This window comes from Amycolatopsis sp. NPDC114478 (genome assembly GCF_055633805.1).
Genome location: NZ_JBVKDO010000003.1, coordinates 364,353 through 389,610 on the forward strand (window position 1 = coordinate 364,353; position 25,258 = coordinate 389,610).

At 70.1% G+C, this 25,258-nt stretch carries 23 protein-coding genes; 10 read left to right on the plus strand and 13 right to left on the minus strand.

Annotated features, from left to right (window positions below):
* Positions 1 to 48: 48 nt before the first annotated feature.
* The 10 genes from ACZ7OH_RS10640 to ddaH all read right to left on the minus strand — a co-directional run bounded on the left by ACZ7OH_RS10640 (position 49) and on the right by ddaH (position 12,857).
* A complete protein-coding gene (locus ACZ7OH_RS10640) occupies positions 49 to 2,226 on the minus strand; it encodes a bi-domain-containing oxidoreductase (RefSeq protein WP_400900882.1) in 2,178 nt (725 codons plus the stop codon).
* Positions 2,223 to 4,133: an asparagine synthase (glutamine-hydrolyzing) gene (asnB, locus tag ACZ7OH_RS10645; protein WP_470280588.1), complete on the minus strand. Its 1,911-nt coding sequence runs from the start codon at positions 4,131 to 4,133 to the stop codon at positions 2,223 to 2,225. Before asnB ends, ACZ7OH_RS10640 begins: the two co-directional genes overlap by 4 nt.
* A 36-nt stretch (positions 4,134 to 4,169) precedes the next feature.
* Positions 4,170 to 5,927: a Wzz/FepE/Etk N-terminal domain-containing protein gene (locus ACZ7OH_RS10650; RefSeq protein ID WP_470280589.1), complete on the minus strand. Its 1,758-nt coding sequence runs from the start codon at positions 5,925 to 5,927 to the stop codon at positions 4,170 to 4,172.
* Complete coding sequence (locus ACZ7OH_RS10655; protein ID WP_470280590.1) at positions 5,924 to 7,285, minus strand: exopolysaccharide biosynthesis protein; 1,362 nt, start codon at positions 7,283 to 7,285, stop codon at positions 5,924 to 5,926. The genes ACZ7OH_RS10650 and ACZ7OH_RS10655 overlap by 4 nt, the downstream gene beginning before the upstream one ends.
* A 111-nt stretch (positions 7,286 to 7,396) precedes the next feature.
* Positions 7,397 to 8,578 carry a glycosyltransferase family 4 protein gene (locus ACZ7OH_RS10660; protein ID WP_470280591.1) on the minus strand — a complete coding sequence of 394 codons (1,182 nt, stop codon included), beginning with the start codon at positions 8,576 to 8,578 and terminating at the stop codon, positions 7,397 to 7,399.
* Positions 8,568 to 9,884 carry a nucleotide sugar dehydrogenase gene (locus ACZ7OH_RS10665; protein WP_470280592.1) on the minus strand — a complete coding sequence of 439 codons (1,317 nt, stop codon included), beginning with the start codon at positions 9,882 to 9,884 and terminating at the stop codon, positions 8,568 to 8,570. Before ACZ7OH_RS10665 ends, ACZ7OH_RS10660 begins: the two co-directional genes overlap by 11 nt.
* Positions 9,885 to 10,066: 182 nt before the next feature.
* Positions 10,067 to 10,330, minus strand: a complete 264-nt coding sequence (locus tag ACZ7OH_RS10670) for a helix-hairpin-helix domain-containing protein (protein ID WP_470280593.1) — start codon at positions 10,328 to 10,330, stop codon at positions 10,067 to 10,069.
* Between the two features lie 65 nt (positions 10,331 to 10,395).
* Positions 10,396 to 11,094: a glycoside hydrolase family 75 protein gene (locus ACZ7OH_RS10675; protein WP_470280594.1), complete on the minus strand. Its 699-nt coding sequence runs from the start codon at positions 11,092 to 11,094 to the stop codon at positions 10,396 to 10,398.
* Between the two features lie 204 nt (positions 11,095 to 11,298).
* On the minus strand, positions 11,299 to 11,934 hold the full coding sequence (locus tag ACZ7OH_RS10680; RefSeq protein ID WP_470280595.1) for a polysaccharide deacetylase family protein: 636 nt from the start codon (positions 11,932 to 11,934) through the stop codon (positions 11,299 to 11,301).
* A 95-nt stretch (positions 11,935 to 12,029) separates the two neighbouring features.
* A complete protein-coding gene (ddaH, locus tag ACZ7OH_RS10685) occupies positions 12,030 to 12,857 on the minus strand; it encodes a dimethylargininase (protein ID WP_470280872.1) in 828 nt (275 codons plus the stop codon).
* A gap of 83 nt (positions 12,858 to 12,940) precedes the next feature.
* On the opposite strand from ddaH, the gene ACZ7OH_RS10690 reads away from it, so the two are divergent.
* Complete coding sequence (locus tag ACZ7OH_RS10690; RefSeq protein WP_400900900.1) at positions 12,941 to 13,387, plus strand: Lrp/AsnC family transcriptional regulator; 447 nt, start codon at positions 12,941 to 12,943, stop codon at positions 13,385 to 13,387.
* A 563-nt stretch (positions 13,388 to 13,950) separates the two neighbouring features.
* On the opposite strand, the gene ACZ7OH_RS10695 is transcribed toward ACZ7OH_RS10690, so the two are convergent.
* Positions 13,951 to 14,319, minus strand: coding sequence for a hypothetical protein (locus ACZ7OH_RS10695; RefSeq protein ID WP_470280596.1), 369 nt, complete (start codon positions 14,317 to 14,319; stop codon positions 13,951 to 13,953).
* A 22-nt stretch (positions 14,320 to 14,341) separates the two neighbouring features.
* Here ACZ7OH_RS10695 and ACZ7OH_RS10700 point away from each other — a divergent pair, with 22 nt between their 5' ends.
* The 4 genes from ACZ7OH_RS10700 (at position 14,342) to ACZ7OH_RS10715 (ending at position 18,768) form a co-directional block, all read left to right on the plus strand.
* Positions 14,342 to 15,094, plus strand: a complete 753-nt coding sequence (locus tag ACZ7OH_RS10700; RefSeq protein WP_470280597.1) for an enoyl-CoA hydratase — start codon at positions 14,342 to 14,344, stop codon at positions 15,092 to 15,094.
* Between the two features lie 262 nt (positions 15,095 to 15,356).
* Positions 15,357 to 17,282: a 2-oxoacid:acceptor oxidoreductase subunit alpha gene (locus ACZ7OH_RS10705; RefSeq protein ID WP_470280598.1), complete on the plus strand. Its 1,926-nt coding sequence runs from the start codon at positions 15,357 to 15,359 to the stop codon at positions 17,280 to 17,282.
* Entirely contained in the window at positions 17,279 to 18,343 is a 1,065-nt protein-coding gene (locus ACZ7OH_RS10710) for a 2-oxoacid:ferredoxin oxidoreductase subunit beta (RefSeq protein ID WP_470280599.1), read from the plus strand. The genes ACZ7OH_RS10705 and ACZ7OH_RS10710 overlap by 4 nt, the downstream gene beginning before the upstream one ends.
* 95 nt (positions 18,344 to 18,438) lie before the next feature.
* A complete protein-coding gene (locus ACZ7OH_RS10715) occupies positions 18,439 to 18,768 on the plus strand; it encodes a VOC family protein (RefSeq protein WP_470280600.1) in 330 nt (109 codons plus the stop codon).
* Between the two features lie 45 nt (positions 18,769 to 18,813).
* Here ACZ7OH_RS10715 and ACZ7OH_RS10720 read toward each other — a convergent pair whose 3' ends face one another.
* Positions 18,814 to 20,037, minus strand: a complete 1,224-nt coding sequence (locus ACZ7OH_RS10720) for a sunset domain-containing protein (RefSeq protein WP_470280601.1) — start codon at positions 20,035 to 20,037, stop codon at positions 18,814 to 18,816.
* A gap of 18 nt (positions 20,038 to 20,055) precedes the next feature.
* Positions 20,056 to 21,108, minus strand: coding sequence for a polyprenyl synthetase family protein (locus tag ACZ7OH_RS10725; RefSeq protein ID WP_400901929.1), 1,053 nt, complete (start codon positions 21,106 to 21,108; stop codon positions 20,056 to 20,058).
* A gap of 238 nt (positions 21,109 to 21,346) precedes the next feature.
* Between ACZ7OH_RS10725 and ACZ7OH_RS10730 the strand changes: the two genes are divergently transcribed.
* The 5 genes from ACZ7OH_RS10730 to ACZ7OH_RS10750 all read left to right on the plus strand — a co-directional run bounded on the left by ACZ7OH_RS10730 (position 21,347) and on the right by ACZ7OH_RS10750 (position 25,234).
* Positions 21,347 to 22,003 (plus strand): hypothetical protein, encoded by a 657-nt coding sequence (locus ACZ7OH_RS10730; RefSeq protein WP_470280602.1) that lies wholly within the window; start codon positions 21,347 to 21,349, stop codon positions 22,001 to 22,003.
* 160 nt (positions 22,004 to 22,163) lie between these two features.
* Positions 22,164 to 22,580 carry a hypothetical protein gene (locus ACZ7OH_RS10735; RefSeq protein WP_470280603.1) on the plus strand — a complete coding sequence of 139 codons (417 nt, stop codon included), beginning with the start codon at positions 22,164 to 22,166 and terminating at the stop codon, positions 22,578 to 22,580.
* A 17-nt stretch (positions 22,581 to 22,597) separates the two neighbouring features.
* Positions 22,598 to 23,212 (plus strand): DUF3558 domain-containing protein, encoded by a 615-nt coding sequence (locus ACZ7OH_RS10740; protein ID WP_470280873.1) that lies wholly within the window; start codon positions 22,598 to 22,600, stop codon positions 23,210 to 23,212.
* A complete protein-coding gene (locus ACZ7OH_RS10745) occupies positions 23,212 to 24,531 on the plus strand; it encodes a PPE domain-containing protein (protein ID WP_470280604.1) in 1,320 nt (439 codons plus the stop codon). Before ACZ7OH_RS10740 ends, ACZ7OH_RS10745 begins: the two co-directional genes overlap by 1 nt.
* 4 nt (positions 24,532 to 24,535) lie before the next feature.
* Positions 24,536 to 25,234, plus strand: coding sequence for an ESX secretion-associated protein EspG (locus ACZ7OH_RS10750; RefSeq protein ID WP_470280605.1), 699 nt, complete (start codon positions 24,536 to 24,538; stop codon positions 25,232 to 25,234).
* Positions 25,235 to 25,258: the final 24 nt, after the last annotated feature.

Genomic DNA, 25,258 nt, shown 5'->3' on the forward strand with positions numbered 1-25,258 from the left:
CCGGACCCGCCGTCCGCGGAACCACCAGCCGACTCGGGGCGACGCTTGTCATGCCGGGGCACCCGCCTTGGCCGGCAGCTCGATCCGGACCGGGGCCGCGTTCGCGACGCTCGTCTGCGCCGCCAATGTCGCCAACGTCGTCGCCGCCAGCGAAGCCACCGAGATCGGCATCGGCCCACCGGAGCGCACGGCCTCCAAGAACGCGTTGACCTCCGCCGCCTGGCCCTTGTCGCGGCCCTTCGGGATCCGGGAGCTCGCCCACTTCTTGCGCGAATACACCGATGCGCGCACGAAGTCGTCGAACTTGAGGACCTTGCCGTCGGCCGTGAGGTCCAGCGTCTCCTTCGGGAAGCCCGATGAGCCCGTCTCCGCGTACGTGATGACCGCCGTCGAGCCGTCCGGGTAGCCGAGGGTCACCTGGACGTCGCCCGTCGCGTAGACCGACACCGGGTCGGCGTCGAGGAGCCAGCTCACCGTGTCGATGAAGTGGCCGCCCTCGCCGGCGAAGCGGGAACCTTCCGAATCCGTCTGGTTGTACCAGCTGCCGTGGTCGAGGCGGCCGGCGTTGACCAGGTAGCGGACCGTCGCCGGGCCGACGCGCGGGCCGAACTGGTCGCGGGCCTCGTGCAGCAGCGGTGCGAACCGGCGGTTGAAGCCGACCTGCAGGCGGTCGTTGCCCGACTCCTCGATCGCGTCCAGGACCTTCTGCAGCTCCGAAGGCGACAGCGCCAGCGGCTTCTCGACGAACACCGTCTTACCCGCCAGCAACGCCTGTCGGGTCAGCTCCGCGTGCGAGCTGTGCCGCGTCACGACGAACACCGCGTCGATCGAGGAGTCGCCCAGCACGTCGTCGATGTCGGTCGACGCCGCCGCGAAGCCGAACTTGCGGCGGGCGTTGGCGCCCGACAGCGCCGACGTCGTCGCGACGTGCTTGAGCTGCACGTCCGCGCGCTCGGCCAGGTGCGGCAGCAGCATCGACGACGCGTAGTTGCCCGCGCCGATGAAGCCGAGGCGCACCGGCTGCCCCGCCGGCAAAGCGGCAGGCGAAGACGACGCCACGCCGACCCGCGCCGACGTGACCACGGGCTCCGTCCGGGCGACCGCGTCCGGGTAGCGGAACAGCACCGCCACCGCCTTCAGCGACCCCTCGTTCAACGACTGGTACGTCGAAACGGCGTCAGAGAAGTCCGAGACGTGCGTGATCAGCGGCTCGACGTCCAGCCGGTCACGCGCGATCAGGTCGAGGACGCACTCGAGGTTGCGGCGCTCGGTCCAGCGGACCTGGCCGATCGGGTAGTCGCGCCCCTCCAGCTCGTACGACGGGTCGTAGCGACCCGGCCCGTAGGAGCGCGAGAACCGGACGTCCAGTTCCTTTTCGTAGTAGGCGTTCCACGGCAGGTCGAGCTTGCACTTGCCGATGTCGATCACGCGGCCGCGGTCGCGCGACAGCTTCGCGGCCAGCTCCACCGGGTCGTTCGTGTTGCCGCCGGCCGCGAGGTACGTCTGGTCGACGCCCGCGCCGTGGGTCAGCTCGTCCACCGCCGTGTCGACGATGCCGGACGCCGGGTGCGCGCAGGTCAGCGCGCCGAGGCTCTCGGCGAGCTTGCAGCGCTCGGGGTCCGGGTCGACGCCGACCACGCGCACGCCGGACGACGTCAGCAGCTGGACGACCAGCTGGCCGATCAGGCCGAGGCCGATGACCAGGGCGACGTCGCCGATCTGCGGCTCGCCGCGGCGGACGCCCTGCATGGCGATCGACCCGACGGTGCCGAACGCCGCGTGCCGCGGGTCGACGCCGTTGGGGACGCGCGAGTAGAGGTTCTTGGGCACCCAGTTCAGCTCGGAGTGCAGCGCGTGCTCGTTGCCCGCGCAGGCCACGAGGTCGCCGACGGCGACGTCGGTGATGCCGTCGCCGACCTGCTCGACGATGCCGCACAGCGAGTAGCCGAGCGGGGTGTAGGAGTCCAGTTTGGACGTGACCTTGCGGTAGGTCGCCGAAAGGCCGTTCGTGGCGACGCTCTGCATCACCTTCGCCACCTGGTCCGGGCGGGCCTTCGCCTTGCCCACCAGGGACAGGCTGGCCTCGGACACCTTCATCATCTCGGTGCCGGTCGAGATCAGCGAGTACACCGTCCGCACCAGCACGCCGCCCGGCTTGCAGGCGGGCTCGGGGACCTCGAGGAGCGCCAGTTCCCCGCTCTTGTAGTTCTGGACTACCTGCTTCACTTCGCTCCCGCTCCAGACATCGCGTTCCGGTACCAGTACTCAAGGGTCAAGACGTGCCAGAGGTGCTTGCCGCGGTCTTCCTGACCGGCGGCATCCTCGGCGACCATGCGCTGCAGCGCCTCGCGCTGCAGAAATCCCGAGGAAACGAGCACGCCTTCGTTGACGACTTCACGCACCAGCGGCGCCAGGTCGCGGCTCATCCACGCCCGCAGCGGCGCGCTGAACAGGCCCTTCGGCCGGTGCACGATCTCGCTGGGCAGGATGTTCAGCGCCGCGTTCTTCAGCGCGACCTTGCCGGCGCGGCCGACGATCTTCTTGTTGCCCGGGATCTTGAAGGCGGCGCGAACCACCTCGACGTCGACGAACGGCGTCCGCACCTCGGTGGACGCCGCCATGGTCGAGCGGTCGGTGTAGGTCAGGTTCAGGCCGGGCAGGAACAGCCGCGAGTCGGCCAGGCACATGCGGTTGACGAAGTCGTCGAGCGCCTGGTCGTTGTACGTGTCGGCGTGCTCGGTCAGGACGTCGTCGACGACCGGCGCGAGATCCGGGTTCACCAGGTCGAGCAGCTCGGCGCGGTCGTACATCGTGTAGCTGCGCCGGAACGCCGTCTCCTCGGGCAGGCCCGCGAAGGACAGGAACCGCTTGGCGAACCGCACCGACCGGTAGCCGCGCTTGGCCGACGCCACCGGCAGTCGGTCCACAATGGACTCCACCGGACGCCGGACCGCGCCCGGCACCTTGTGGTAGCGCAACGCGATCAGGTTCGCGAGGTGCTTGCGGTAGCCGGCGAACAGCTCGTCGGCGCCCATCCCGGACAGCATCACCTTGACGCCGGCCTCGCGCGCGGCCGAGCAGATCAGGAACGAGTTGATCGCCGCGGGGTCGCCGATCGGCTCGTCGAGGTGGTAGGTCATCTTCGGCAGCAGGTCGAGGACCTGGGGCGCGATCTCGATCTCGTGGAGGTCGACGCCGAACTGCTGCGCCACGATCCGGGCGTACTTGAGGTCGTCCGGCATGGCCTCGAACTTGGCGTCCTCGGCGCGGAACCCGATGGTGTAAGCCGAAATCCCCGGCTGCGAACGTGCGGCGAGGGCCGTCAGGTAGCTGGAGTCCAGGCCGCCCGAGAGGAACGTCGCCACCGGGACGTCCGAGATCAGGTGCTTGGCGGTCGACTCGGCGATCACTTCGTGCAGGTCGACCTCGCCGTCGAAGGCCGCGCCCTCCTCGGCGACCTCCCGCAGCGACCAGAAGCGGCCGCGGTCGACCTGGCCGTCCGGGCGGCAGCGCAGCCAGGTGCCCGGCGGCAGCTTCTCCGCGCCCTGGTAGGCGCACCGGCTGTCCGGCACCCAGTAGTAGAGCAGCGACGCGATCAGCGCCCCGCTGTCGATCTGCAGCGAACCGCCCAGCTCACCGGCCAGGGCCTTCAGCTCGGACGCGAAGGCGACCCCGCCGCCCCGCTGGACGAAGAACAGCGGCTTGATGCCCAGCTGGTCGCGGACCAGGAAGAGCTCGCCGGTGCCCTCCTCGAACATGGCGAAGGCGAACATCCCGCGCAGCTTCGGCAGGCAGTCGGTGCCCCAGCGCCGCCACGCCTGCAGCAGCACCTCGGTGTCGGACGTGCCGCGGAAGCGCACGCCGGCCGCGGAAAGCTCGGCCTGCAGCTCCGGTGCGTTGTACAGCTCGCCGTTGTAGCTCAGCGCGAGGCCGTCGAGGACCATCGGCTGGGCGCCGGTCTCGGTCAGGTCGACGATCGAGAGCCGCCGGTGTCCCAAGTGGACGGATCCGTCGCCGACCGCGTGGTCGTAGCGGCCGGAGCCGTCCGGCCCGCGGTGGGCCAGCGTCTTGGTCAGCCGGTCGGTGAGCGGCCCGCCGTCCGGCCAGAGGTAGGTGCCTGCGATGCCGCACATCTCGAGTGGGTCCCCTTCATTCGCGGCGCACGGGAGTCAGGAGACTTCCGCGCTTTTCTCGGGCTCGAGCCCGGCGTTCAGCTCGCCTTTGTGCGTCGGTTCGGCGTGGTCGCGCTTGAACGGCGTCGGCCGCTTCGGCGGCTTGACCGGGGCGAACTTCTTCGTCGGCGCGTCCAGGTGGTCCGGGACGCTGACCTTGCCGGGTTCCGGCAGCGGCGCGGGCGGCTTGGCCGGCGGCGGAGCGACCGGCCGGACCGGCGTGATCCGGCGCGTCGGCGGATCGACGACCGCGACGCGCTCGGCGATCCGGGCGGCCAGTTCGTCGATGCGGTCCTCGTGCTCGACGACCGAGACGCGGTGCACGGACTGCGTCGATTTTGCGCGGCCGCGCAGGGCCGTGTGCAGGCCGTCCCACAGCGTGCCGTCGGACTTGTCGCGCGGGTCCGGGTCGACCAGCACCACGCCGACGATCGGGATCTGCTGGTCGGCGAGCTGCCGCGCCACCGTGTGCAGCCACAGCGTGTTCGCGTGCCCGGCCTTGACGACCAGCACCGCCTCCGTGCCGAGGTGCTCCAGGTCGGTCCACGCCGTGCCCGGCGACACCGTGCCGACGCCGACCCGGCGCTCGTCCGGCTCGGCGGCCGGGTCGCCGGCGCCGACGACGGCGACCTCGCTCTTCGTCTCGGTGACGAGCTTGCGGACGTCCTCGCCCGGCAGGTCGTCGAGGACGCTCGCCTTGCCGTCGGCGGCCAGCTCCTCGGCGATGTCGAGGGCGAGCGCGGCGGCGACCTTCGGGGCGCCGAGCTCCAGCAGCGACACCTGGGGCTTGTCCTTCTTGATCGCGCGCACCAGCGTCGTGGCGACGCGCTTGCGTTCGGACACCGCGCGCGAGCGCCGCCACAGCCGCGCCGGGCCGCGCGGCTTCGCCGGCAGCTGGGCGAGCACGGACGCGCCGAGGTGCGTGGAGATCTCGCGGCGCAGCACCGGCCGGTCGCGCGAGACCGCGCCGACGGCGGCGAACGCGAGCCCCACGGCCAGGCCGAGCGCGAAGCCGATGCCGGCGTTGGTAGCGGTGGTCTTGAGGAACGCCTTGGGCAGCGCGCGCGGCGCGTCGACGATCTGGGTGCCCGCGGCGACCTGCGGGCTGCCGATGCCGGCCTGCTGGGCGCGCGAGTCGAAGTCGGAGATCTGCGACGCGAGCGCCGCGCGGCGGCCGTAGAGGCCTTCGAGGGTGCTGGCGTTGGCGTTGCGGCCCTTGCCGGTCTCGTCGGCGATCTGCTGGTCGACCTTGGTCAGCTCGTCCTGGGCGTTCTTCCGCTGGTCGAGGATGGCCTTGGACTGCGCGGCCGCGGCGGCCTGGCTGCGCTGGACGTGGTCGGCGATGAACGTGTCGGCCAGCGCCTTCGCCTGCGCCACGGCCTCGGCGTCGCTCTTGGCCTTCACGGTGATCTGCATGACGTTGTTCGTCAGGCCCAGCCCGGCGTAGTTCTTCATGAAGTCTTCGGCCGACTGGGTGCTGCCCAGCTTCTTCAGCGCACCTTCGGCGATGTTGGTCGTCGAGAGCACGGCGACGTCGGTGCGCATGAGCGTGCCGCTGTCGGTCGGTGAGTCGTCCTGGTGGACCACGATCACCTTGGTGACCGCGGTCGGCGGCGCCGGCAGCACGACCGCCACCGCGGCGCCGGCGATCAGCCCGAGCAGGGCCGTGGCCAGCCACAGGCGCTTGCGACGGCGGATGGTGACGAAGAGGCGCTGGAGGTCGACCAGCGGCGCGGTTTCCGCGGGAGTGCTCACGCCGAACCTGCCAGGGCTTTCTCGGGGGCTTCCGCCGCGGGTTCGGGTTTCTCCGGCTCCCCGGCCGGCCGGACCGGATGGGTGAGGACGGCGCCGACGACCTCCTGGCCGGCGTCGGCGCAGGCCTCGGCGAGCCGGACGAGCTCCCACGCGGTGCGGGAGCCGGCGCTGAGCACCACCAGGACCCCGGAGCCGGGTCCGGCGTCCGGCACCGTCGGCCGCCCGGCGGTGAACTCGAAGGTTCGCAGCGGCACCGACAGCCGGTCGGCCAGCTCGGCGAGCTGACCGGCGGCCAGCTTGCCCGTCTCGTCGTCGTCGGCTACGAGCAGCAGGACGTCGGCGGGGCCGGTGGCCAGCCGGGCCAGCACGCGGCGGTAGCGGATGTCGCGGTTGACCTCGTCGGCCGACGTCGCGACCGGCGGCAGCACCCAGGGCCGGTCGCTGCCGAGCAGCCGTCGCACCTTGCCGACGAGGCCGGTCGCCGGAAGGCGGTCGCCCTGCGGCGTCGTGACGTCGACGCCGGCGAGGATCGGCGAGCCGAGCGCCGAGGCGATCTCGGGCTCGCCGCGCAGCCGCCGGTCGGACCGGGCGGTGAACAGGTGGCCGATCACACCGGCGAGGAAGAACAGCACCGCGCCGCCGGCGACCAGCTGCACCAGCGTCGGGGAGGCCGGCCCGGCCGGGCGCTCGGACGGCCCGAGCACGACGGTGTTGCCGATGCCGGTCGCGAGGTCGGCCTGGTTGAGGTCGTTGATGGCCTGCTCCAGCGACGTCCGCAGGCCTTCGAGCTGGGTGCGGACCTGGACGCTTTCGACGGTCAGGTCCCCGCCCACGTTCTTGGCGAGCTCGCTGATCTTGTCGGTGGTCAGCTTGACCTGGTTGCGCAGTGACTCGCGCTGCTCCTGGGCGAGCTGCACCGAGGCGTCCGCGGAGTTGCTGGCCAGCTGCGTGGAGTACTTGACGAACTGTTGCGCGATTTGGTCGGCGAGCTGCTGGGCGTGCTCGGCGGTGTCGGCCGAGACGGTGATCGCCACGACGTTGCCGTTCGCGACGGACGTGGTGACCTGCTTCTTCAGGTCGGCGCCGCTTGGATGCCAGGGCAGCTGCGCGGCGGCGCGGTCGAGGACGACCGAGCTGGTCGCGACCTCCGCCTGCGTCAGCAGCTCGTCCGCATGCCGCGGTCCCTGCAGCAGGACGCTCGAGGAGGTCTGGTAGCCGGGCGAAAACAGCACCGAAGCGCCGGCGCCGATCGCCGCGCCCAGGACGGCGAGGGCGGCCAGCAGCCGCCATCGTCGTCTGAGGACCTGCCCGACCAGGGCCAGGCGCACCGTGTCGTCAGTCAACGGCGGTATCTCCATTCCTGAGCCGGGTACGCCGAACGGATCTGTACTTGATCGGCCGGTTACCCGAACCGTCGTCGGACCGGGAGCTTTGGTTACACGTCCGGTGACTTCTTGACCGAACGGCGATCAGGACTTCACAGCGTGCTCATACGCGGCGAGGAGGTTCTTCGCCGAGTTCTCCCACGAGAGCGCGCCGACGACCCTGGCCTGGCCGAGCTTGCCCATCCGGGCCCGCTCCTCCGGGTCGTCGAGCAGCTGGGCGACGAGCTTCGCGAACGCGGACTCGTCGTTCGCCGGGGCGTAGACCGCCGCGTCGCCCGCCGAAACGCGCGCTTCGCGCAGTTCGAACGAGACGATCGGCTTGCTCATCGCCATGTACTCCATGACCTTGTTCATCGTGGAGACGTCGTTGAGCGGGTTCAGCGGGTCCGGCGACAGGCAGACGTCGGCGGTGGACAGGTAGCGGACGAGGTCCTCGTCGGAGATCCGGCCGGTGAACTCGACCTGGTTGGCCAGCCCGAGCTTCGCCGACAGCGCGACCATGTCGTCGAAGGCGTCGCCGGAGCCGACGAACACCGCGTGCCAGTCGGTGCGCCCGACCTCGTCCCGCAGCTTCGCGAGCGCGCGCAGGGCGTAGTCGACGCCGTCCTGCGGGCCCATGACGCCGAGGTAGGCCAGCATGAAGGGCTTGCCCTTCTTCAGCTCGGGCTCGGCCGGGACCTCGTGGAACCGCTCGACGACCGGGGCGCTGCGCACCACGAAGACGTCTTCGGGCTTCTTGCCGCCGCGGATCCGGGCGACCTGCTTGTAGCTCTCGTTCGTCGAGATCACGACGTCGGCGGCGCGGTAGGTGGCGCGTTCGAGCGCGCACACCCCGCGGTAGAGCAGGTCCTGCCCGCGGTCGAACCGCGAGAGGTACAGCTCCGGGCAGAGGTCGTGCTGGTCGAAGACGAACCGCGCGCCCTGGCGCTTGAGCACCTTCGCGACCAGGTACAGCAGGTCCGGCGGGTTGCAGGCGTGCACGACGTCGACCGGCCCGACCTTCCGCGCCAGCCGCAGCGTGTGCCACAGCGCGCTGCCGTACTCCTGCAGGTAGCCGGCGGGACCGCCGGTCGCCGCCTTCAGCGGGTAGCGGTGGATGTGGACGCCGTCGACGACGGCTTCGGCCTCGGTGTCGCGCTTCGTGCCCTGCGGGCAGATCACGTGGACTTCCCACCCGGCGTCGCGCAGGGTCGTGGACTCCTGCCAGACCCGCCGGTCGAAGGGAACGGACAGGTTTTCGACGAGGATGAGCGCTTTACCAGGCAAGGCCGGCGTATCCCTCTTCAAGGCGACGCTCGGCGGCGTCGGGCAGGCGGACGAGGTCGATCAGGGCCCGGTCGCCACCGTGCGGCAGCGCCGCCACGACGTCCGGGTCCTTGGTGCCGACGAGCAGGACGTCGGCGTGGTCCAGCACTTCTTCGACGGACCCGGCGAGCAGCTGGCCGAGGTGCGGCAGGCGCCCCTCGATGTACTCGCGGTTGGCGCCCATCAGCCGCGAGAGGCTGACGTTGGCGTCGTAGATCTTCAGGTCGAAGCCCTTGCCGAGCAGCTTCTCGGCCAGCTCGACCAGCGGCGACTCGCGCAGGTCGTCGGTGCCTGGCTTGAAGGAGAGGCCGAACAGCCCGACCTTGCGCTTGCCGGTGCGCGCGACCAGGTCGAACGCGCGCTGCAGGTGGTCGGCGTTGGACGCGAGGACGTGCGACAGGATCGGCACGCTGACGTCGTTGCGGTGCGCGGCGTAGACCAGCCCGCGCAGGTCCTTCGGCAGGCACGAGCCGCCGAACGCGAAGCCGGGCTTGAGGTAGGCCGGGCTGATGTTGAGCTTCGTGTCGGCGAGGAAGACGTCGATCACCTGGTGCGAGTCGAGCCCGAGCGCCCGGCAGACCGCGCCGAGCTCGTTCGCGAACCCGATCTTGAGACCGTGGAACGAGTTGTCGGCGTACTTCGTCATCTCCGCGACCGGGATCGGCACGCGGAAGACCGGGCCGGGCAGCCCCTCGTACAGCCCGGCGACGGCGTCCCCGCTCGCGGTGTCGATCTCGCCGATCACGGTCTTCGGCGGGTCGAAGAAGTCGCGGACGCTGGTGCCCTCGCGCAGGAACTCGGGGTTCACCGCGACGCCGAAGTCGACCCCGGCCGTGCGTCCCGAGGACTTCTCCAGGATCGGGATAAGCAGGTCCAGGCAGGTGCCCGGCAGCATCGTGCTGCGGAAGACGACCGTGTGCCGCTCGCTCTTCTTCGCGATCGCCTCGCCGATCTCCTCGGCGACGCGCTCGAGGTAGACCGTCGAGAGGCTGCCGTTCGGCGCCGACGGCGTGCCGACGCAGACCAGCGAGATCTCGCTGTCGGCGACGGCTTCCCCGACGTCGGTCGTGGCTCTCAGCGCGCCGCTCGCGACGACTTCGGCGGTCAGCTCGCCGATCCGCTCCTCGACCACCGGGGCCTTGCCCTGGGTGATGAGGTCGATCTTGACCGGGTTGACGTCCACGCCGACCACCCGGTGCCCTTGCCCCGCCAGGCACGCGGCGGAGACACAGCCCACGTAACCGAGCCCGAAGACACTGATCTTCACGCCAAACCTCCGCTATTCCGCGCGACCCTCAAGTTGGTCGCCCGGCTCCCCTGGATCGTTACCGCGCGGGCGGCGAACGGGGTAATGCGTGAGACAGCCGTTAGGCGTAACGGTTTTCGCGTAAAATCGGATCTCGAATTGCATCTTGCAGTGGGTGGGCAACGCGGTCGGCGCGGTTGTCGTCAGCGGGTCCCGAGAAGGCGTTTCCGTTCCGGCGTGTAGGTCCACCACGGCCGCGGCGGCGCGCCGTCGGCTTGGTCGACGGCCGACATGAACGTGTCGAGCACGCAGGGGTCGTGCCGCACGCCGTCGAGCTCGCAGAGCTGTTCGTACAACTCGACGGCGTCGCGGCCGGCGAGCTGGGCGGGCTCGGTGATGCCGAGGCGGGCGAAGTCGCGAACCATCGCCGGTCCGATGTTGGCGAGTTTAAGCAGTTCCTTGCTCATGTCCCCCAGCACAGCAGGCGGGGCCGATCCGGTCTTGAACGGATCGGCCCCGCCTCGCGCGCGGGTCAGTTGTTGTTGACGAACGTGGTGGCCAGGCTCTGGCCCTTGCTCGTCGCGGCGGAGTGGTTCTCGATCGGCGAGACCGTCGAGTTCTTGAAGCAGATGTACGTCACCCCGGAGTCGACGCCGCCGTTGGACGGGTCGGGGTTGATGCCGAGGTCCTTCGCGGTGGCGTAGGAGGCTTCGCCGATGATCTGCGTCGGCCCGGTGTCGCCGATGACCGCGTACTCGACCTTGCCGTTGTAGATCACGGCGCAGGAGCCGCCGCCCTTCAGCTGCGACGAGCTGTACTTCCAGATGCTGCTCGAGCTCGGCACGACGATGTAGGGCAGCTTCGCGGCGTTGAGCGGCTTGCCGTCGGACTGGTGGAACGCCGTGTCGTTCTGGTAGCAGCAGTCGGTGTTTTCGTTGCACTGCGAGCTGCGCTGGCCGTCGCAGTCGATGTCCATGTCGGCCTTCCAGAAGACCGCGCCGTTGGCGTCGCAGATGGCGACGGTCTTGGCCGAGACGTCCTCGTCGGTCTTGTACTTGCCGTTGGAGATCTGCTTGCAGCTGTTCGTCTTCGCGAGCAGCTGGGCCGCGGTCGGGGCGGCCGCGGTGGTCGCGGGTGCGGCGGGGGCCGAAGCCGGGGCCGCGGACGCGAGGGCCGAGGGCATCACGGCCGCGGCGAGCGCCATGGTCGCGAGCAGGATCAGTTTCCGCATTCCTGGTGCTCCCTTTAGTTAGGAAACTTTCCTTACGGCGGCGAGGCGACCAGGATGCACCGGGACCGTGGCGCGTTCAAGACCCCGCGGTGCGGGAATTTCCCATCATCCGGCCAGTCTTGACGAAAACGCTGCTCACCCGGACGCGGGCGGAGGAAACCGGTTCCGGCGCTGTGCCGATCACCGGGAAGCACGCGACGGATTTCAGTCCCGGCGGAACAGCCGGCCCGCCCAGCTCCCCCGGCGGCGCCCGGCCGCGAGCACGCCGTCGAGCGTCTCGCCGTCGAGGTCGTGGCGCAGCTCGGTCCGCGCCTGCAGCCAGCCGTCCCGGCTCGCCGCGCCGCCGCCGCTCGTGTAGACGCGCGTCGCGCCCGCCTGCCGCAACCGCGTCAGCACGCGGCGGTCGTAGGCGCCGAACGGCAGCGAGTACCGCCGGACCGGGCGGCCGCACAGGTCGCCGAGGAGCTTCGGGGCGTCGGTCAGCTCGCGGCTGGCCTGGCGGTCGTCGAGACGCCGCCAGTCACGCGGCTCCCAGCCGTGCGAGCCGATCTCCATGCCGGCGCGCGCGAGCGCGCGCAGCCCGTCGCGGTCGAGGTAGCCGCGCAGCCCGAGCCGGCCGGCGAGCGGGAAGAACTCCGCCGTCAGCCCGCGGTCGACGAGCCGCGGCAGCGCGATCTCGACGTCGGACTCGTTGCCGTCGTCGAAGGTGAGGTGGACGTCGTCGCGCTCGGCGACGGCCTCGAGCACCTGCTCGAACTGCTCGACCGTCACCCAGCGCTCGTCCTCGCCGGGATCGAGCTGCCGGGCCGGCCGGCCGATCCCGTGCAGGGCGAGGTTCATCGCCACCACTCCCACCGCCTGACACCGCGCGTAGTCGATTTGTTACTTCGATTAATCGCGATGGCAAACGGGTGAGTTACAGGTTTTGCCGTTATTTAGCCTTTGCGGATTTCGAGCGTGCAGCACTTCGGGCCACCGCCGGCTTTCCGCAGCTCAGAGATGTCGACGTAGACGGGCTCGTAGCCGCGATCCGCGAGGAGGTCACCCAATCGGGTGGCCTCAATCGGGAGGACGACATTGCGGCCATCGGACACACCGTTGAGGCCGAAGCACTCTGCGTCCTCACGCGTCGCGAGCACGGCGTCCGGGAACAGCCGCTCCAGCACGCGGCGCGAACCGGCCGAGAACGCCTCCGGGTAGTAGACGATCTGCGCGCGCGTGGTGTCCGTCGCCTCGGCGAGGACGAACAACGCCGTGTCGAGGTGGTAGTAGCGGGGGTCGACCAGGTGCAGCGAGACGACCGGGACGCCGAGGACCTCCTGCGCCTCGGCGTGCGCCGCCGGGTCGGTGCGGAAGCCGGTGCCGGCCAGCAGCAGGGTGCCGGTCCAGGCGAAGTCGCCTTCGGCCTCGTTGATCTTCTCGGGCATGGTGATGTCGCGGTAGCCGTGCTCGACGAACCAGCGGCGGAAGTGCTCGGCCTCGGCGGCCCGCTGCGGCGCGCGGAACCGCGAGCCCAGGACGCGGCCGTCGACGACGGTGCCGGAGTTCGCGGCGAAGACCATGTCGGGCAGCCCGGGCTGGGCGTCGATCTCCTCGACGGTGTGGCCGAGGCGGCGGTAGGTGTCGCGCAGCTCGGTCCACTGCGCCATCGCGACGTCGGCGCTGACCGGCTGGGTCGGGTCCATCCAGGGGTTGATGACGTAGTCCACCGCGAAGTGACGCGGCGGACACATCAGGTATCGACGGGTGGTCGGTACGCGCATCGCCTGCATGACTGCAGGGTAAGGGGCGCCAAATATCGCAATCAATCGCTGTTCGCTGCGTGTATCTGTGCTAAGTGTTGCGTGTGAACACCATCGACCAGCGAATCGTTTCGTGCCTCGTGGCGAACGCGCGATCAAGCTACGCGGAGATCGGCAAAGTGGTCGGCCTGTCCGCCCCGGCGGTGAAGCGGCGGGTCGACCGGCTCCTGGAAACGGGCATCCTCCGGGGCTTCACGGCGGTGGTCGACCCGGAGGCGCTGGGCTGGGGAACGGAGGCGTTTGTCGAGGTCACGTGCCAGGGCAACATCACGCCGGCCCGCATCCGGGCGCGGCTGGAGCCACTGCCGGAGGTGGTGGCGGCGTACACGGTGTCAGGCGCGGCGGACGCGATCGTCCACCTCCGGGCGGCGGACATCCACCACCTGGAGACGGCGCTGGAGCGGCTGCGCGGGCTGGAGATCGTGGACCGGACGGTGTCGACGGTGGTGTTGTCGCGACTGCTCGAACGGCCGCCGACGCCGGAGACCTGACGCCTCCGGCCCCCGTCTTCCAGCTTAGTGGCGGGGGCCGACAGTTCCGGGCCACTGCGCGGCCGAGGCCGCCGGCTATGCACAAGCCCGGCGGGTTGTGGAGCAACGGCGGGCGCGAGCCGCCGAGATCGCCGGACTGTCGGCCCCCGGCGATACGCTGGCGACCGGGGGCCGGAGGCCCGCCCTCAACCCGCCAGCGCCCGCAGGACCAGCGGCGCCTCGTCCGGGTGCAGTCGTAGCCGCGTTCGCCACGTGGAACTTCACCGCCGTGACCCTCGGCTTGCGCGCGACGGGGCGGCGGGTCTTGGCGCGCCGGTCTCCGCTGTAACCAGGCCTGGAAGCCGGCCGGCTGCGCGAGGCAGCAGGCCCGTCCTCAACCCGCCAGCGCACGCACGACCAGCGGTGCCTGCAACTCGGCCCGTCCGCCTGCCGCGTGGAACGTCACCGCCGTGACTCCCGGCTTGTACGTCTCGACGGTGCACCGGGCCCAGGCGCGCCGACAACCGCTGAAACCGCCCTGGCCGGGCACCCGACCCACGCTGCGCAAGGCCGGAGGCCCACCCTCAACCCGCCAGCGCGCGCAGGACCAGCGGCGCCTCGTCCGGGTGCAGCCGCAGCTCGGTGCGCCCGGCAGCCGCGTGGAACGTCACCGCCTGGCGGTCCACCGCCTGCATCGTCAGCTCCCCCGGCTCGAACGCCACCGGCACCCCTCCCGGGACCCGCCACGTCGCCGGCCCCTCGCCCACCGCGATCCAGCCCCGCTGCTCGCGACCGGATGTCAGCTCGCCGGACCGCAGCACGCACGGCACCGACACCCGCGAGCCCCGCGCGAAAGCCGCCGCCCGGGCCCGGCGGCGACGGCCGCCGAACAGCTCCGACATGTCGATCATCGGCAGCAGGTTGCCGACCAGCACCACCAGCAGTTCCCCCATGCCCCACTAATACCCTGACCCGATGACCGACAGCATCGTCAGCGAGCACTCGGCCGGCATCGCGCTGCTGACCGTCGACGCCCCCGGCAGCCGCAACGCGCTCACGCTGGACCTCTCCGCCCAGCTCGCCGCCGCCGTCGAAGCCGCGGAACGCGACGAAACCGTCCACGCTGTCGTCGTCACCGGTACGCCGCCCGCCTTCTGCGCCGGCGCCGACCTTTCCGCGCTCGGCCGGGCCGACGAGACCGGCCTGCGCGCCATCTACGAAGGCTTCCTCGCCGTCGCCCGCTGCAGCCTGCCCACCATCGCCGCGGTCAACGGCGCCGCCGTCGGGGCCGGGCTCAACCTCGCCCTCGCCGCCGACGTCCGGCTGGCCGGGCCGCGCGCGAAGTTCGTCGCCCGGTTCCTGGAGCTCGGCCTGCACCCCGGGGGCGGGATGACGTGGATGACGCAGCGGCTGGCCGGCCCGCAGGTCGCCGCCGCGATGACGTTGTTCGGGCAGCCGCTCGACGCCGAGGCGGCGGTACGCGCCGGGCTCGCCCTGACGGTGGTCGAAGACGTCGTCACCGCCGCGAAGGAGCTCGCCGCGCCCGCCGTCGCCGCGCCACGGGAGGCGCTGCTCGCCACCAAGCGCAGCCTCCGGACGACCGCCTCGCTGGCGGCGCACGCCGACGCCGTCGACGTCGAGATCCAGCCGCAGCTCGCGTCCCTCGCCTCGCCCGAATTCGCGGAGCGGCTGGCGGCGATCCAGGCGCGCATCCGCTCCCACCCCTGATCCCAGCAGGTGGACCCCTGACTCCGAGACCCGCGTCACAACGAAGACAGGGGTCTACCCGTTACCATCGGTCACAGGTATTTGTCGGACCAGCACAGAAGAACCGTCAGCGCAGTTATGAGGTCGTTCGGGACCCCGGGTCTCTAGGAACATCGTTGTTCAGCGCGAGCTAACCTCGTGGTAGGGCCTGGTGATCCGCGTGTCACTGCACCGGGCAGGCGACCGATGGCCGCAACGTCGGGAGAGAGGGAATCCCTGACCCATGAGCACGAGTGCGAACGGCAACGGCGCTGGTCACGGCTCGCTCGCCGCGACCAGGCCGACCGAGGTCAGCAAGCTGGACCGGGTCGTCATCCGGTTCGCGGGCGACTCGGGTGACGGCATGCAGCTGACCGGCGACCGCTTCACGTCCGAGGCCGCCGCGTTCGGCAACGACCTGTCGACGATGCCGAACTTCCCCGCCGAGATCCGCGCACCGCAGGGCACCATTCCCGGCGTCTCGAGCTTCCAGGTGCACTTCGCCGACTACGACATCCTCACCCCCGGCGACCGCCCGGACGTGCTGGTGGCGATGAACCCGGCCGCGCTCAAGGCGAATCTGGCCGACGTCCCGCACGGTGGGACGATCATCCTGAACACCGACGACTTCATCAAGCGGAACCTGACCAAGGTCGGCTACGCGACCGACCCGCTCGACGACGACACGCTCAGCCCGTACCAGGTGCACCGGGTCGCCATGTCGACGCTGACCCAAGGCGCGCTCGCCGACACCGGCCTCGGCAAGAAGGACGCCGAGCGCTGCAAGAACATGTTCGCCCTCGGCCTGCTGTCGTGGATGTACCACCGGCCCACCGAGGGCACCGAGCAGTTCCTGCGCGAGAAGTTCGCGAAGAAGCCGGACATCGCCGAGGCGAACATCCTGGCCTTCCGGGCGGGCTGGAACTACGGCGAGACCACCGAGTCGTTCGCGACGACGTTCGAGGTCGCCCCGGCCAAGCTGGCGCAGGGCACCTACCGGCAGATCACCGGCAACACCGCGCTCGCCTACGGGATCGTGGCCGCCGGGCAGCGCTCCGGCCTGCAGATCCTGCTCGGCACGTACCCGATCACGCCGGCGTCGGACATCCTCCACGAGCTGTCCAAGCACAAGAACTTCGGCATCATCACCTTCCAGGCCGAGGACGAGATCGCCGGCATCGGCGCCGCGCTCGGCGCGTCCTACGGCGGCGCGCTCGGCGTCACCTCGACGTCCGGCCCGGGTGTCGCGCTGAAGTCCGAAGCCGTCGGCCTCGGCGTAATGGTCGAGCTGCCGCTGGTCGTCATCGACGTCCAGCGCGGTGGCCCGTCGACCGGCCTGCCGACCAAGACCGAGCAGGCCGACCTGCTGCAGGCGATGTTCGGCCGCAACGGCGAGTCGCCGGTCCCGATCGTCGCGCCGCTGTCCCCCGCGGACTGCTTCGACGCGGCCGTCGAGGCCACCCGGATCGCGCTGAAGTACCGCACCCCGGTCCTGCTGCTCTCCGACGGCGCGATCGCCAACGGCTCCGAGCCGTGGCTGATCCCGGACGTCGAGACGCTGCCCGACCTGACCGTCGAATTCGCGCAGGAACCCAACGCCGACAACGACTCGGGCGAGTTCTGGCCGTACGTGCGCGACCCCGAGACGCTCGCCCGCGCGTGGGCGATCCCGGGCACGCCGGGCCTGCAGCACCGCATCGGCGGGCTGGAGAAGGCCGACAAGACCGGCCACATCTCCTACGACCCGGCCAACCACGAGAAGATGGTCCGGCTGCGGCAGGCGAAGGTCGACGGCATCGATGTCCCGGACGTCGTGGTCGACGACCCGTCCGGCGGCAAGGCGCGCGTACTGGCCCTGGGCTGGGGCTCGTCCTACGGCCCGATCGGCGCCGCGTGCCGCCGGGTGCGCAAGCTCGGCCTGCCGATCGCGCAGGCGCACCTGCGCCACCTCAACCCGCTGCCGGCCAACCTCGGCGACATCCTGCGCAGCTACGACAAGGTCGTGGTGCCGGAGATGAACCTGGGCCAGCTCGCGCTGCTGCTGCGGGCGAAGTACCTGGTGGACGTCCACAGCCACACCAAGGTCGCGGGTATGGCGTTCAAGGCCGAAGAGCTGCAGAACCTGTTCTCGGAGATCATCACCGGCGTTGCTACGGAGGCGGCGAAATGACCGCAATCGATATCGGGCTCCCCACTCTCGGTGGCCTGGACCTTGTGCCCACCACCGAAGAGCCGCAGAAGGCCAAGGACTACAAGTCCGACCAGGAAGTCCGCTGGTGCCCCGGCTGCGGCGACTACGTCGTGCTGAACGCGGTCCAGTCCTTCTTGCCGACGCTCGGCCTGAAGCGCGAGAACATCGTCTTCATCTCGGGCATCGGCTGCTCGTCGCGCTTCCCGTACTACCTCAACACCTACGGCATGCACTCGATCCACGGCCGCGCGCCGTCGATCGCGACCGGCCTGGCCACCACGCGCGCGGACCTGTCGGTGTGGGTCGTCACCGGGGACGGCGACGCGCTGTCCATCGGCGGCAACCACCTGATCCACGCGCTGCGCCGCAACGTGAACATCAAGATCCTGCTGTTCAACAACCGGATCTACGGCCTGACCAAGGGGCAGTACTCGCCGACGTCGGGCCAGGGCATGGTCACCAAGTCGACGCCGATGGGGTCGGTGGACACGCCGTTCAACCCGCTCTCGCTGGCGATCGGCGCGGAGGCGTCGTTCGTGGGCCGCGCGATGGACTCCGACCGCAAGGGGCTCACCGAGGTCCTGCAGGCCGCGGCCGAGCACCGCGGGTCGGCGCTGGTGGAGATCTACCAGAACTGCCCGATCTTCAACGACGGCGCGTTCGACGTCCTCAAGGACGCCGACGAGGCCGCCGCCCGGCTGATCCCGCTGCGGGCCGGCGAGCCGATCCGCTTCGGCCCGAACCAGGAGTTCGGCGTCAAGCGCGGCGACTGGGGCGGCCTGGACGTCGCGAAGGTCGCCGACATCGGCGAGGACAACGTGGTGGTGCACGACCCGTCGATCACCGACACGTCGTACGCGTTCGCGCTGTCGCGCCTCGGCGACCAGAACCTCAACCACGTCCCGACGGGCATCCTCCGCCAGGTCGAGCGCCCGACGTACGACGACGGCGCCCGCGCCCAGGTCGAGCAGGCCCGCGCTGCCCGCACGCCCGACCTGCAGGCGCTGCTGCGCGGCAAGGACACCTGGACGGTCGCGTAAGTCCCGGTTTCCGGAGGCCGCCACGCCGAGTGCGTGGCGGCCTCCGGCGTTTCGGGGGTTGCCAGACTTAGGACATGTGTCCTAAGTTTTGGGTCATGCGACCTTTCGTGTTCTTCGATGTCCGGACGTCCGACGCGGACGGCACCAAGCGGTTCTTCGGCGAGCTGCTGGGCTGGGAGTCCGACGGGCCACTCCTCACCGCGGACGGCGCACCCTGGGGCGGCCTGACCGAGCTGCCTCCCGGCGACGACCGCGCACCGCAGTGGCTGCCCTACGCGCCGGTGTCCGATGTGGACGCGGCGGCGGCGAAAGCCGTGGAGCTGGGCGGAAAGGTCGTCCGCGAGCGCACCGACCTGCCCTTCGGCTCCCTGGTGGTGGTCACCGACCCCGGCGGCGCGGCCATCGTCCTGTTCCAAGCGGCCTGAGAACGACGAAAGGCCGCCCGCGGGCGGCCTTTCGTCTTCGGGAAGTCAGCTGAGCGGGCGGAACCCGACCCGCTCGGCGTCCTCGGCGGTCCGGAACCACACCTCGGCCACCATCTTCGGGAACTGCGCCGACTCCTCGGTGCAGTAGCGCAACGCCGTCACGCTGGCCTTCACCTCGAACGCGTCGCTCGGCCGGCCGCCTCCGGGCCGCGGCATCGCCGAGCCGGGGCCGAACGGGCCGGGCGGGACCGCATCGCCCGCCGCCTGCCGCGCGGGCGGCGGCTCCGGCGCCGCGACGGCCGCCTGGTTCGGCTGCACCGACGGCTCGAACAGCGAGCCGCTGTGGGCACCGGCCAGGTCGGTCTCGCGCCGCTCGACCGTGCGCATCGACGGCTGGATCGGCTGCGGCGACTCGAACCCGCCGCGCAGCGCCTCGCGCGGCTGCCGCTTGGGCAGCACCTGCGTCGCCTCGGCCGGCGTCTCCGGCGGTACGTCCAGGTCGCCGTTCGCCGCGTCGTCGCCGCCGAACGCGTACTGCGGCGCCTCCTCGGCTTCTTCAGGTGCTTCGACCGAACCCAGGTAGCGCGTCCGCTCGACCGGCTCCTCGAACGCCGACCGCTCGGACGGGACGTCCTCGTCGAACCAGTCCGGCGCCTGCGCGTGCGCCCCCTCCGCCGGCGTCTGGAACAGCGAACCGGCGGCCGGTTCCGGGTCGAGCTGCTGCTCGAGCTGCGAGAGCGCCGGGGCCGCGGGCTCGAGCTCGTCCTCCGGCGTCAGGTACTCGGTCGCGGCGGCGCGGTACGGGTCGTCGTTCTCCGGCTGGGCGACCGGAGCCAGGATCTGGGTCTCCGACGCCCGGTAGGACGCGTCCTCGTCACGCTCCGGCTCCGGCCGGAAGACCTCGTCGGGGTCGTGTGTCCCCGGCGGCACCTGGGAGTCCAGCTCGGCGAAGTCCGCGTCGATGTCGTCGTGGACGTCGTCGCGGTTGAACGGCGCGGCGGCTACCAGCGTGCCGGGGTAGGAGGTCTCCTCGCGAGCCGGCGCCGGCTCGGGCCGCGGCTCCGGCCGGGTGAACACCTCGGTGCCCGGCGCGCTCAGCCCGGCGGCGTTCGCGGGCGTGCGCGCGGCGTCGGCGTGGGCCTGCGCCAGCGAACTCTCCAGCTTGCGGACGCTCTTGCGGAGCGGCAGCACCAGCACCAGCCAGGTGAGCAGCACCCCGACGAAGAACGCCGCGAGACTCCACAGCCAAACCTGTCCGAAAATGGACATCTTTCTTCCTGCCCCTGCTTAGTGCGTGCGCGCGACCAGGTAGTCGGCGACCGACTCGCACGCGTCCCGGGCGGGTGACGCGGGCAACGCGGCTAGCTCGGCTCGCGCGCGCTGAGCGTAGTCGGAAAGGGTGACGCGTGCGCGTTCGAGTCCGCTACTGGCCCGCAGCAGCTCCAGCGCCTCGCGCACGAGCTCGTCGTCGGCGATCGGGCCGGACAGCAGCTCGACCAGCCGGGGGTCGGTGCCCGGGTCGGCCAGCGCGTACAGCATCGGCAGCGTCCGGACGCCTTCGCGCAGGTCGGTGCCCTGCGCCTTGCCGAGTTCGGCGGACGGCGACGCGATGTCGATGATGTCGTCGGAGATCTGGAACGCCGTCCCGATGATGTCGCCGAAGCGGCGCAGCGCCTGGATGTGCTCCTCGGCGGCGCCGGACATCATGCCGCCGAAGCGGCCGGACGTCGCGATCAGCGAGCCGGTCTTCTGGGCGATCACGGTGAGGTAGTGCGCGACGGCGTCGTCACCCGGTCCGGGGCCGACGGTCTCGCGCATCTGGCCGGTGACCAGCTCGCCGAAGGTCTCGGCGATGATCCGCGCGGCGTCCGTGCCGAGGTCGGCGACCAGCCGCGAGGCGTGCGCGAAGAGGAAGTCGCCGGTGAGGATGGCGATGGTGTTGTCCCACCGCGCGTTGACGCTCTCGGCGCCGCGGCGCATGTCCGCCTCGTCCATGACGTCGTCGTGGTAGAGCGTGGCGAGGTGCACCAGCTCGACCGCCGCGGCGGCGATCACGACGTGGTCGTCCTGCTTCGGGCCGAACTGCGCGGACAGCAGCGTGAAGAGGGGACGAAAACGTTTGCCCCCCGCCTCGACCAGGTGCAACGCGGCGTCGTTGACGGCCTGGACGTCGCTGCGGACGACCTCGCGCAGCAGCTTCTCGACGTCGGCCAGGCCGGTGGCGATGGCGCGCAGCAGGGTTTCGTCGGCGATCTGCAGGCCAACCGACGCGCGCAGGTCCTCGAGGGCGCCACCCGGCGCAGCGGGGAGGGATCCCGCCCCGGGGGCTGGGGAAGGCACAGACACGTCGGCTCCGCTCTACTCGTGCACCGGTCGGGTTATGCCTTGAGCGTAGTGGCTACCTCGCGCGGTCGTTTACCCGCTGTCCAGCGGAAACGGTGATGAACACGACACCCCGTCCGGCGCCACCGACGGGTGGTTCGCGATCCCCGAAGGAGTGATCAGCGATTTCGGGCGCAACGGGCGCCTCCGGCGGGCGGATATTGCCCTCAGGGAGATCACTCAAGGAGGACTCGCAATGCGCAACACGATCGCGAGGCGGGCCGGGCTCGCCGGAGCACTGCTGGTGGCCGGGCTCTGCGCCGGCGTGGCGCCGGCGCAGGCCGCGCCCGAGCCGGGCGTGGCGAACATCGGCTCGGCGTCGTTCACGAAGGCGGGCTCGACGATCACGGTCCCGACGCAGGGTCACTGCTCGGTGGAAGGACCGACGAGCGCGACGGCCCAGGTGGTCACGAAGACGGGCATCACGTTCGGCGGCGGCACGTCGTCCTGCACGACGACGGTGACGGACCCGGACACGGACGCGACAACGACGACGTCGACGGCCACGGGCAAGAACTTCGAGCTGTCGGCCTTGGTGAGCGCGGGCGGCCCCCGCGTCAAGCTGTCGACGTTCACGGTGAAGTGCACGGCGACCCAGACGCAGACGAACGCGAACTGGAGCTATGGCGGGATGTCGGGCATCCCGAACCCGCCGAGCCCGGTGCCGGTGGGGTATGTGTCGCCGATCAAGAAGTCCAACGGAACGGTGCTGGCGAACGCGGTGTTCAACATCCAGAACCTCCCGGGCGACGGCAGCATCGAGCTGACGATGCTGCGGATCGACTTCCTGCCGGCGTCGGGGGTGAGTGGCCAGGTGGTGCTGGGTCACACTTCCTGCTCACCGACGCCGTAGGGGGTGTCCGAGGGGCCGCGGCCGGGGAGTTGGCTGCGGTCCCTCGTTCGTGTTTCGGGAGGTGGGAACCCTGGTAGTGTGCTGGCCGTCGGATACGCAGGGTGGCGGGGTTGAAGCACACTGCGAGCTAGGGGAAAGCTGATGACGACGGGGATTTGCGGTGGCTGAGGGGCCGGTATACGACCCGAACGGCACGCGGCGGGCGCCTTTGCGTCCGGTGGTGCACGAGGCGGGGTCTTATGGGGGCGGGTCGGGTACTGGTGGCGCGGGCTTCCAATACGACGAGGCGACTCTTCGTGCCTTGATGCACGAATGGAACGACCTGGCGAACGAGTTCCGCAACGACCAGCGCCGTGCTCAACAACTCGCGCAAACCGAAGGTCCGGGACTCGAGTACGCGAGTGAAGGCAACGCGGACCAGATCCGGAACTCCGGCCGCGCCTTATTGGAGACCCTGGGAAGCCGCGAGGACTACTGCAGGTCGATGGCCAGGAAGTTCGAAGCCGCCTTGGGCAAGTACGCCTCAGCCGAGGACGCCAACAGCACCGAGCTCAAGCAGACCGGGGGGACGCTTTGAGGCGCCGCACAATCACTTTGGTCTGCGTTTCTCTGCTGGCCCTCGCCACGAGTTGCACAGACAAGACGAACGGCTCCGCGTCACCGTCTGCCCCTTCCTCGAACTCGTCCGATTCGCGGCCCCCGTCATCGGAAGGCGTGCCTGGTCCGGGTGTACCGGTTGTGGAAACCCCGCTCGACGTGAGCCGGTTCCAGCAATCCCCGTGCAACTCCTTGACGAGCGCGGAAAGCCAAGAACTGCTCGGCGCGAACGTCGTCGCCAAGCCGGTCGTCGACGATCCGGCGGGGCCTACCTGTAACTGGGACGCGCCGGCCGTTTCCCAGGCCGGAGTGGGAGTGACCTACTTCAAAAAGACGCAGCTTGGTCTGACCGGGATTTACCAGTCCAAGGGCACTGTGTACCCGTTCTTCGAACCGCTGGACTCAATCGACGGTTACCCCACGGTCGCGTTCGGCACGGTCGACGAGCGGAACACGAAAGGCCGCTGCCTGCTGGCGCTGGGCACGAGCGATACGCAGCAGGTCGACATCGCCGTCTCCCTGTCCGAGGCCAACATCGGGAAAAAGGATCCCTGTGCGGCTGCCCACGACGTCGCAGCGAAAGTCTTGGCCAACCTCCGGAAGGTGAACTGATGGTCGCCGAAGGGCCGCTGACGGCAGCGCAAATCTACGAGCAGATCACCGGCGGGAAGGGCGTCCAGTCACTGGGCGATGCCCAAGACAGCGCCAACGAGCTGACTACTCGGATGGTTGAGCGGGCTCAGCGGATCAACGCCCTCCGGGCCAAAACCATCTCTGGTTGGCAAGGTGCGGCTGGGGAGGCTGCTGCTGATGCCACCCTCCCCCTTGTTCAAGCCGCTGCTGATGATGCCGTTCACTTCAAGACTGCTCAGGCCGCTGTTGGGGCTCAAATGGATGCCTTTGGGACCGCCAAGCACTCCGTCAAGCCCGTTGCTGCTCAGCCTCCCGAGCTCACCGCTCAGGACATTCTTCACGTCTTCAACGGGCAAGGCACCGGCTCCTACGCCACCAAAGTTGCCAGCTGGCAGTCCGATAGCCAGGCCAATATCGAAGCCTTCAGCGCCTACCACTCCGCCAGCAGCACCAATGGCGTTCAGATGCCCGCCCAATATGCTCAGCTCGCTGACTTCGGTGCTCCCGTCTCCATGACCACCACCCCCAAGGCCGACACTCGTAGCAAGACCGCCGGGGCTACCGATACCGGTGAGTGGGCCCGGAATCCCAGCCAGCCGCGGGTTCCCGGGCAGCAGACCCGAGAGACCGTCCAACCTGGACAGCGCCAAGTTCAGAACCAGTTCACGAATCAGAACCAGAACCAGTTCCAGAACCAAGGTCAGCAGCCAGGCAGCAACAATGTTCAACAGTCTGGCAACAGCAACACCGACAACACCCACGCCAACAGCTACGTCCCCCAGCCCGTCATGCCTCCCGCGGCTCAGGGTGGGTACCAGTTCGGGCCCACCGGCCAGCCCGTCAGCAACCTCGGGGACAACTACGCCTTCGGGCCCGGCGGCAGTGGTAGCTACTCCGGCGGCTTTGGTCCCGGAACCGGCGGCTACGGCACCAACACCGGCACAGGCACAGGCACAGGCACAGGCACAGGCACAGGCACCGGATACCGAGGAGCAGGCACAGGACCAGGGACAGGCACAAACCCGGGAACAGGCCTACGCGCCCCAGGCCCGAGCACCGGTGCGCGGCTCCCCGAGGAACGGATCCCCGGCGGTGGCGCCACCCGAAGCACCGCCGGTCCGAGGGGGGCCAACGGCATGCCCATGGGCGCCCCCGGTGGTGGGCGTGGCGGTAAAGAAGAAGACCGGGAAAAGAAAAAAGCCGGCTACCTCAAAAACCCCGATCCCGACGAAACCTTCGGCGGCTTCATCGAAAAGCCCATGCCGCCGGTGATCGGCGAGAATCGGCCCAAGAAGTAGACCCATGCTGCACGCCGATCTCTCTCTTCACACCCTGCTCACCGCCATGCGCAACGTCGGCTGCGGGGATCCGCACCCCATCCTCGCCGGGGGGCTCAGGTATGTCCCTCCGTCAGCGGCAAAGCGCGTCGGACGGGAAGCCTTCGAAGAACTCAGCGAATACGGCTTCACCCAAGGCAACGGCTTCACCCCCGAATTCGAAGACGTTCTGCACCTCATCGACAATCCCGCGCACTCATTCTACGCCTACGCGCGCGATCTCACCGGGCAGATCGGCATCCTCTCCACGCGGAACGTGACCGTTGTCTGCCGGGGTGATCGCGTGACGCTCGGAAGCCACGACACCCATCCCGCCGACGCCCTCGTGGCCCACCTGCCCGCGTACCCGGCGGCGAACATCAAGCCCTTCACCCTGTCCCAAGAGGACTTCAAAGGCCCCCAGGACGTCAGCGACGTCTTCGACGACGCCCCCGCGCGCAGCCGGGAAGCCGAGGAGCTCGACGCCCTCTTCCAACGACCTCACCAAGGCCTCGGGCAGCTCTACGCCAACGACAACGCCGACGGCAAAGCCGACGACAGCACCGTCAGCTACCTCGATCTCGACGAAGGTCGCGTCGGGATCGCGCTCGCCGGTGGCTACATCAGTGTCATGCCCGGGGAGCCGCGGCGGCTCAGCCACAAACTGAAGGCCGCCACCCCCTAGCAAAAGGGAGTGGCGGCCCGGGGT

Bases quoted from the DNA above. Each gene is read 5' to 3' on its own strand.
- asnB (WP_470280588.1), bottom strand. From the start codon at position 4,133: ATGTGCGGCATCGCAGGCACCTACCTCTGGCCGGACGGCGGGCCGCTC.
- ACZ7OH_RS10655 (WP_470280590.1), bottom strand. From the start codon at position 7,285: ATGGAGATACCGCCGTTGACTGACGACACGGTGCGCCTGGCCCTGGTC.
- ACZ7OH_RS10670 (WP_470280593.1), bottom strand. From the start codon at position 10,330: ATGAGCAAGGAACTGCTTAAACTCGCCAACATCGGACCGGCGATGGTT.
- ACZ7OH_RS10675 (WP_470280594.1), bottom strand. From the start codon at position 11,094: ATGCGGAAACTGATCCTGCTCGCGACCATGGCGCTCGCCGCGGCCGTG.
- ACZ7OH_RS10680 (WP_470280595.1), bottom strand. From the start codon at position 11,934: ATGAACCTCGCCCTGCACGGGATCGGCCGGCCGGCCCGGCAGCTCGAT.
- ddaH (WP_470280872.1), bottom strand. From the start codon at position 12,857: ATGCGCGTACCGACCACCCGTCGATACCTGATGTGTCCGCCGCGTCAC.
- ACZ7OH_RS10695 (WP_470280596.1), bottom strand. From the start codon at position 14,319: ATGGGGGAACTGCTGGTGGTGCTGGTCGGCAACCTGCTGCCGATGATC.
- ACZ7OH_RS10700 (WP_470280597.1), top strand. From the start codon at position 14,342: ATGACCGACAGCATCGTCAGCGAGCACTCGGCCGGCATCGCGCTGCTG.
- ACZ7OH_RS10705 (WP_470280598.1), top strand. From the start codon at position 15,357: ATGAGCACGAGTGCGAACGGCAACGGCGCTGGTCACGGCTCGCTCGCC.
- ACZ7OH_RS10710 (WP_470280599.1), top strand. From the start codon at position 17,279: ATGACCGCAATCGATATCGGGCTCCCCACTCTCGGTGGCCTGGACCTT.
- ACZ7OH_RS10715 (WP_470280600.1), top strand. From the start codon at position 18,439: ATGCGACCTTTCGTGTTCTTCGATGTCCGGACGTCCGACGCGGACGGC.
- ACZ7OH_RS10720 (WP_470280601.1), bottom strand. From the start codon at position 20,037: ATGTCCATTTTCGGACAGGTTTGGCTGTGGAGTCTCGCGGCGTTCTTC.
- ACZ7OH_RS10730 (WP_470280602.1), top strand. From the start codon at position 21,347: ATGCGCAACACGATCGCGAGGCGGGCCGGGCTCGCCGGAGCACTGCTG.
- ACZ7OH_RS10745 (WP_470280604.1), top strand. From the start codon at position 23,212: ATGGTCGCCGAAGGGCCGCTGACGGCAGCGCAAATCTACGAGCAGATC.
- ACZ7OH_RS10750 (WP_470280605.1), top strand. From the start codon at position 24,536: ATGCTGCACGCCGATCTCTCTCTTCACACCCTGCTCACCGCCATGCGC.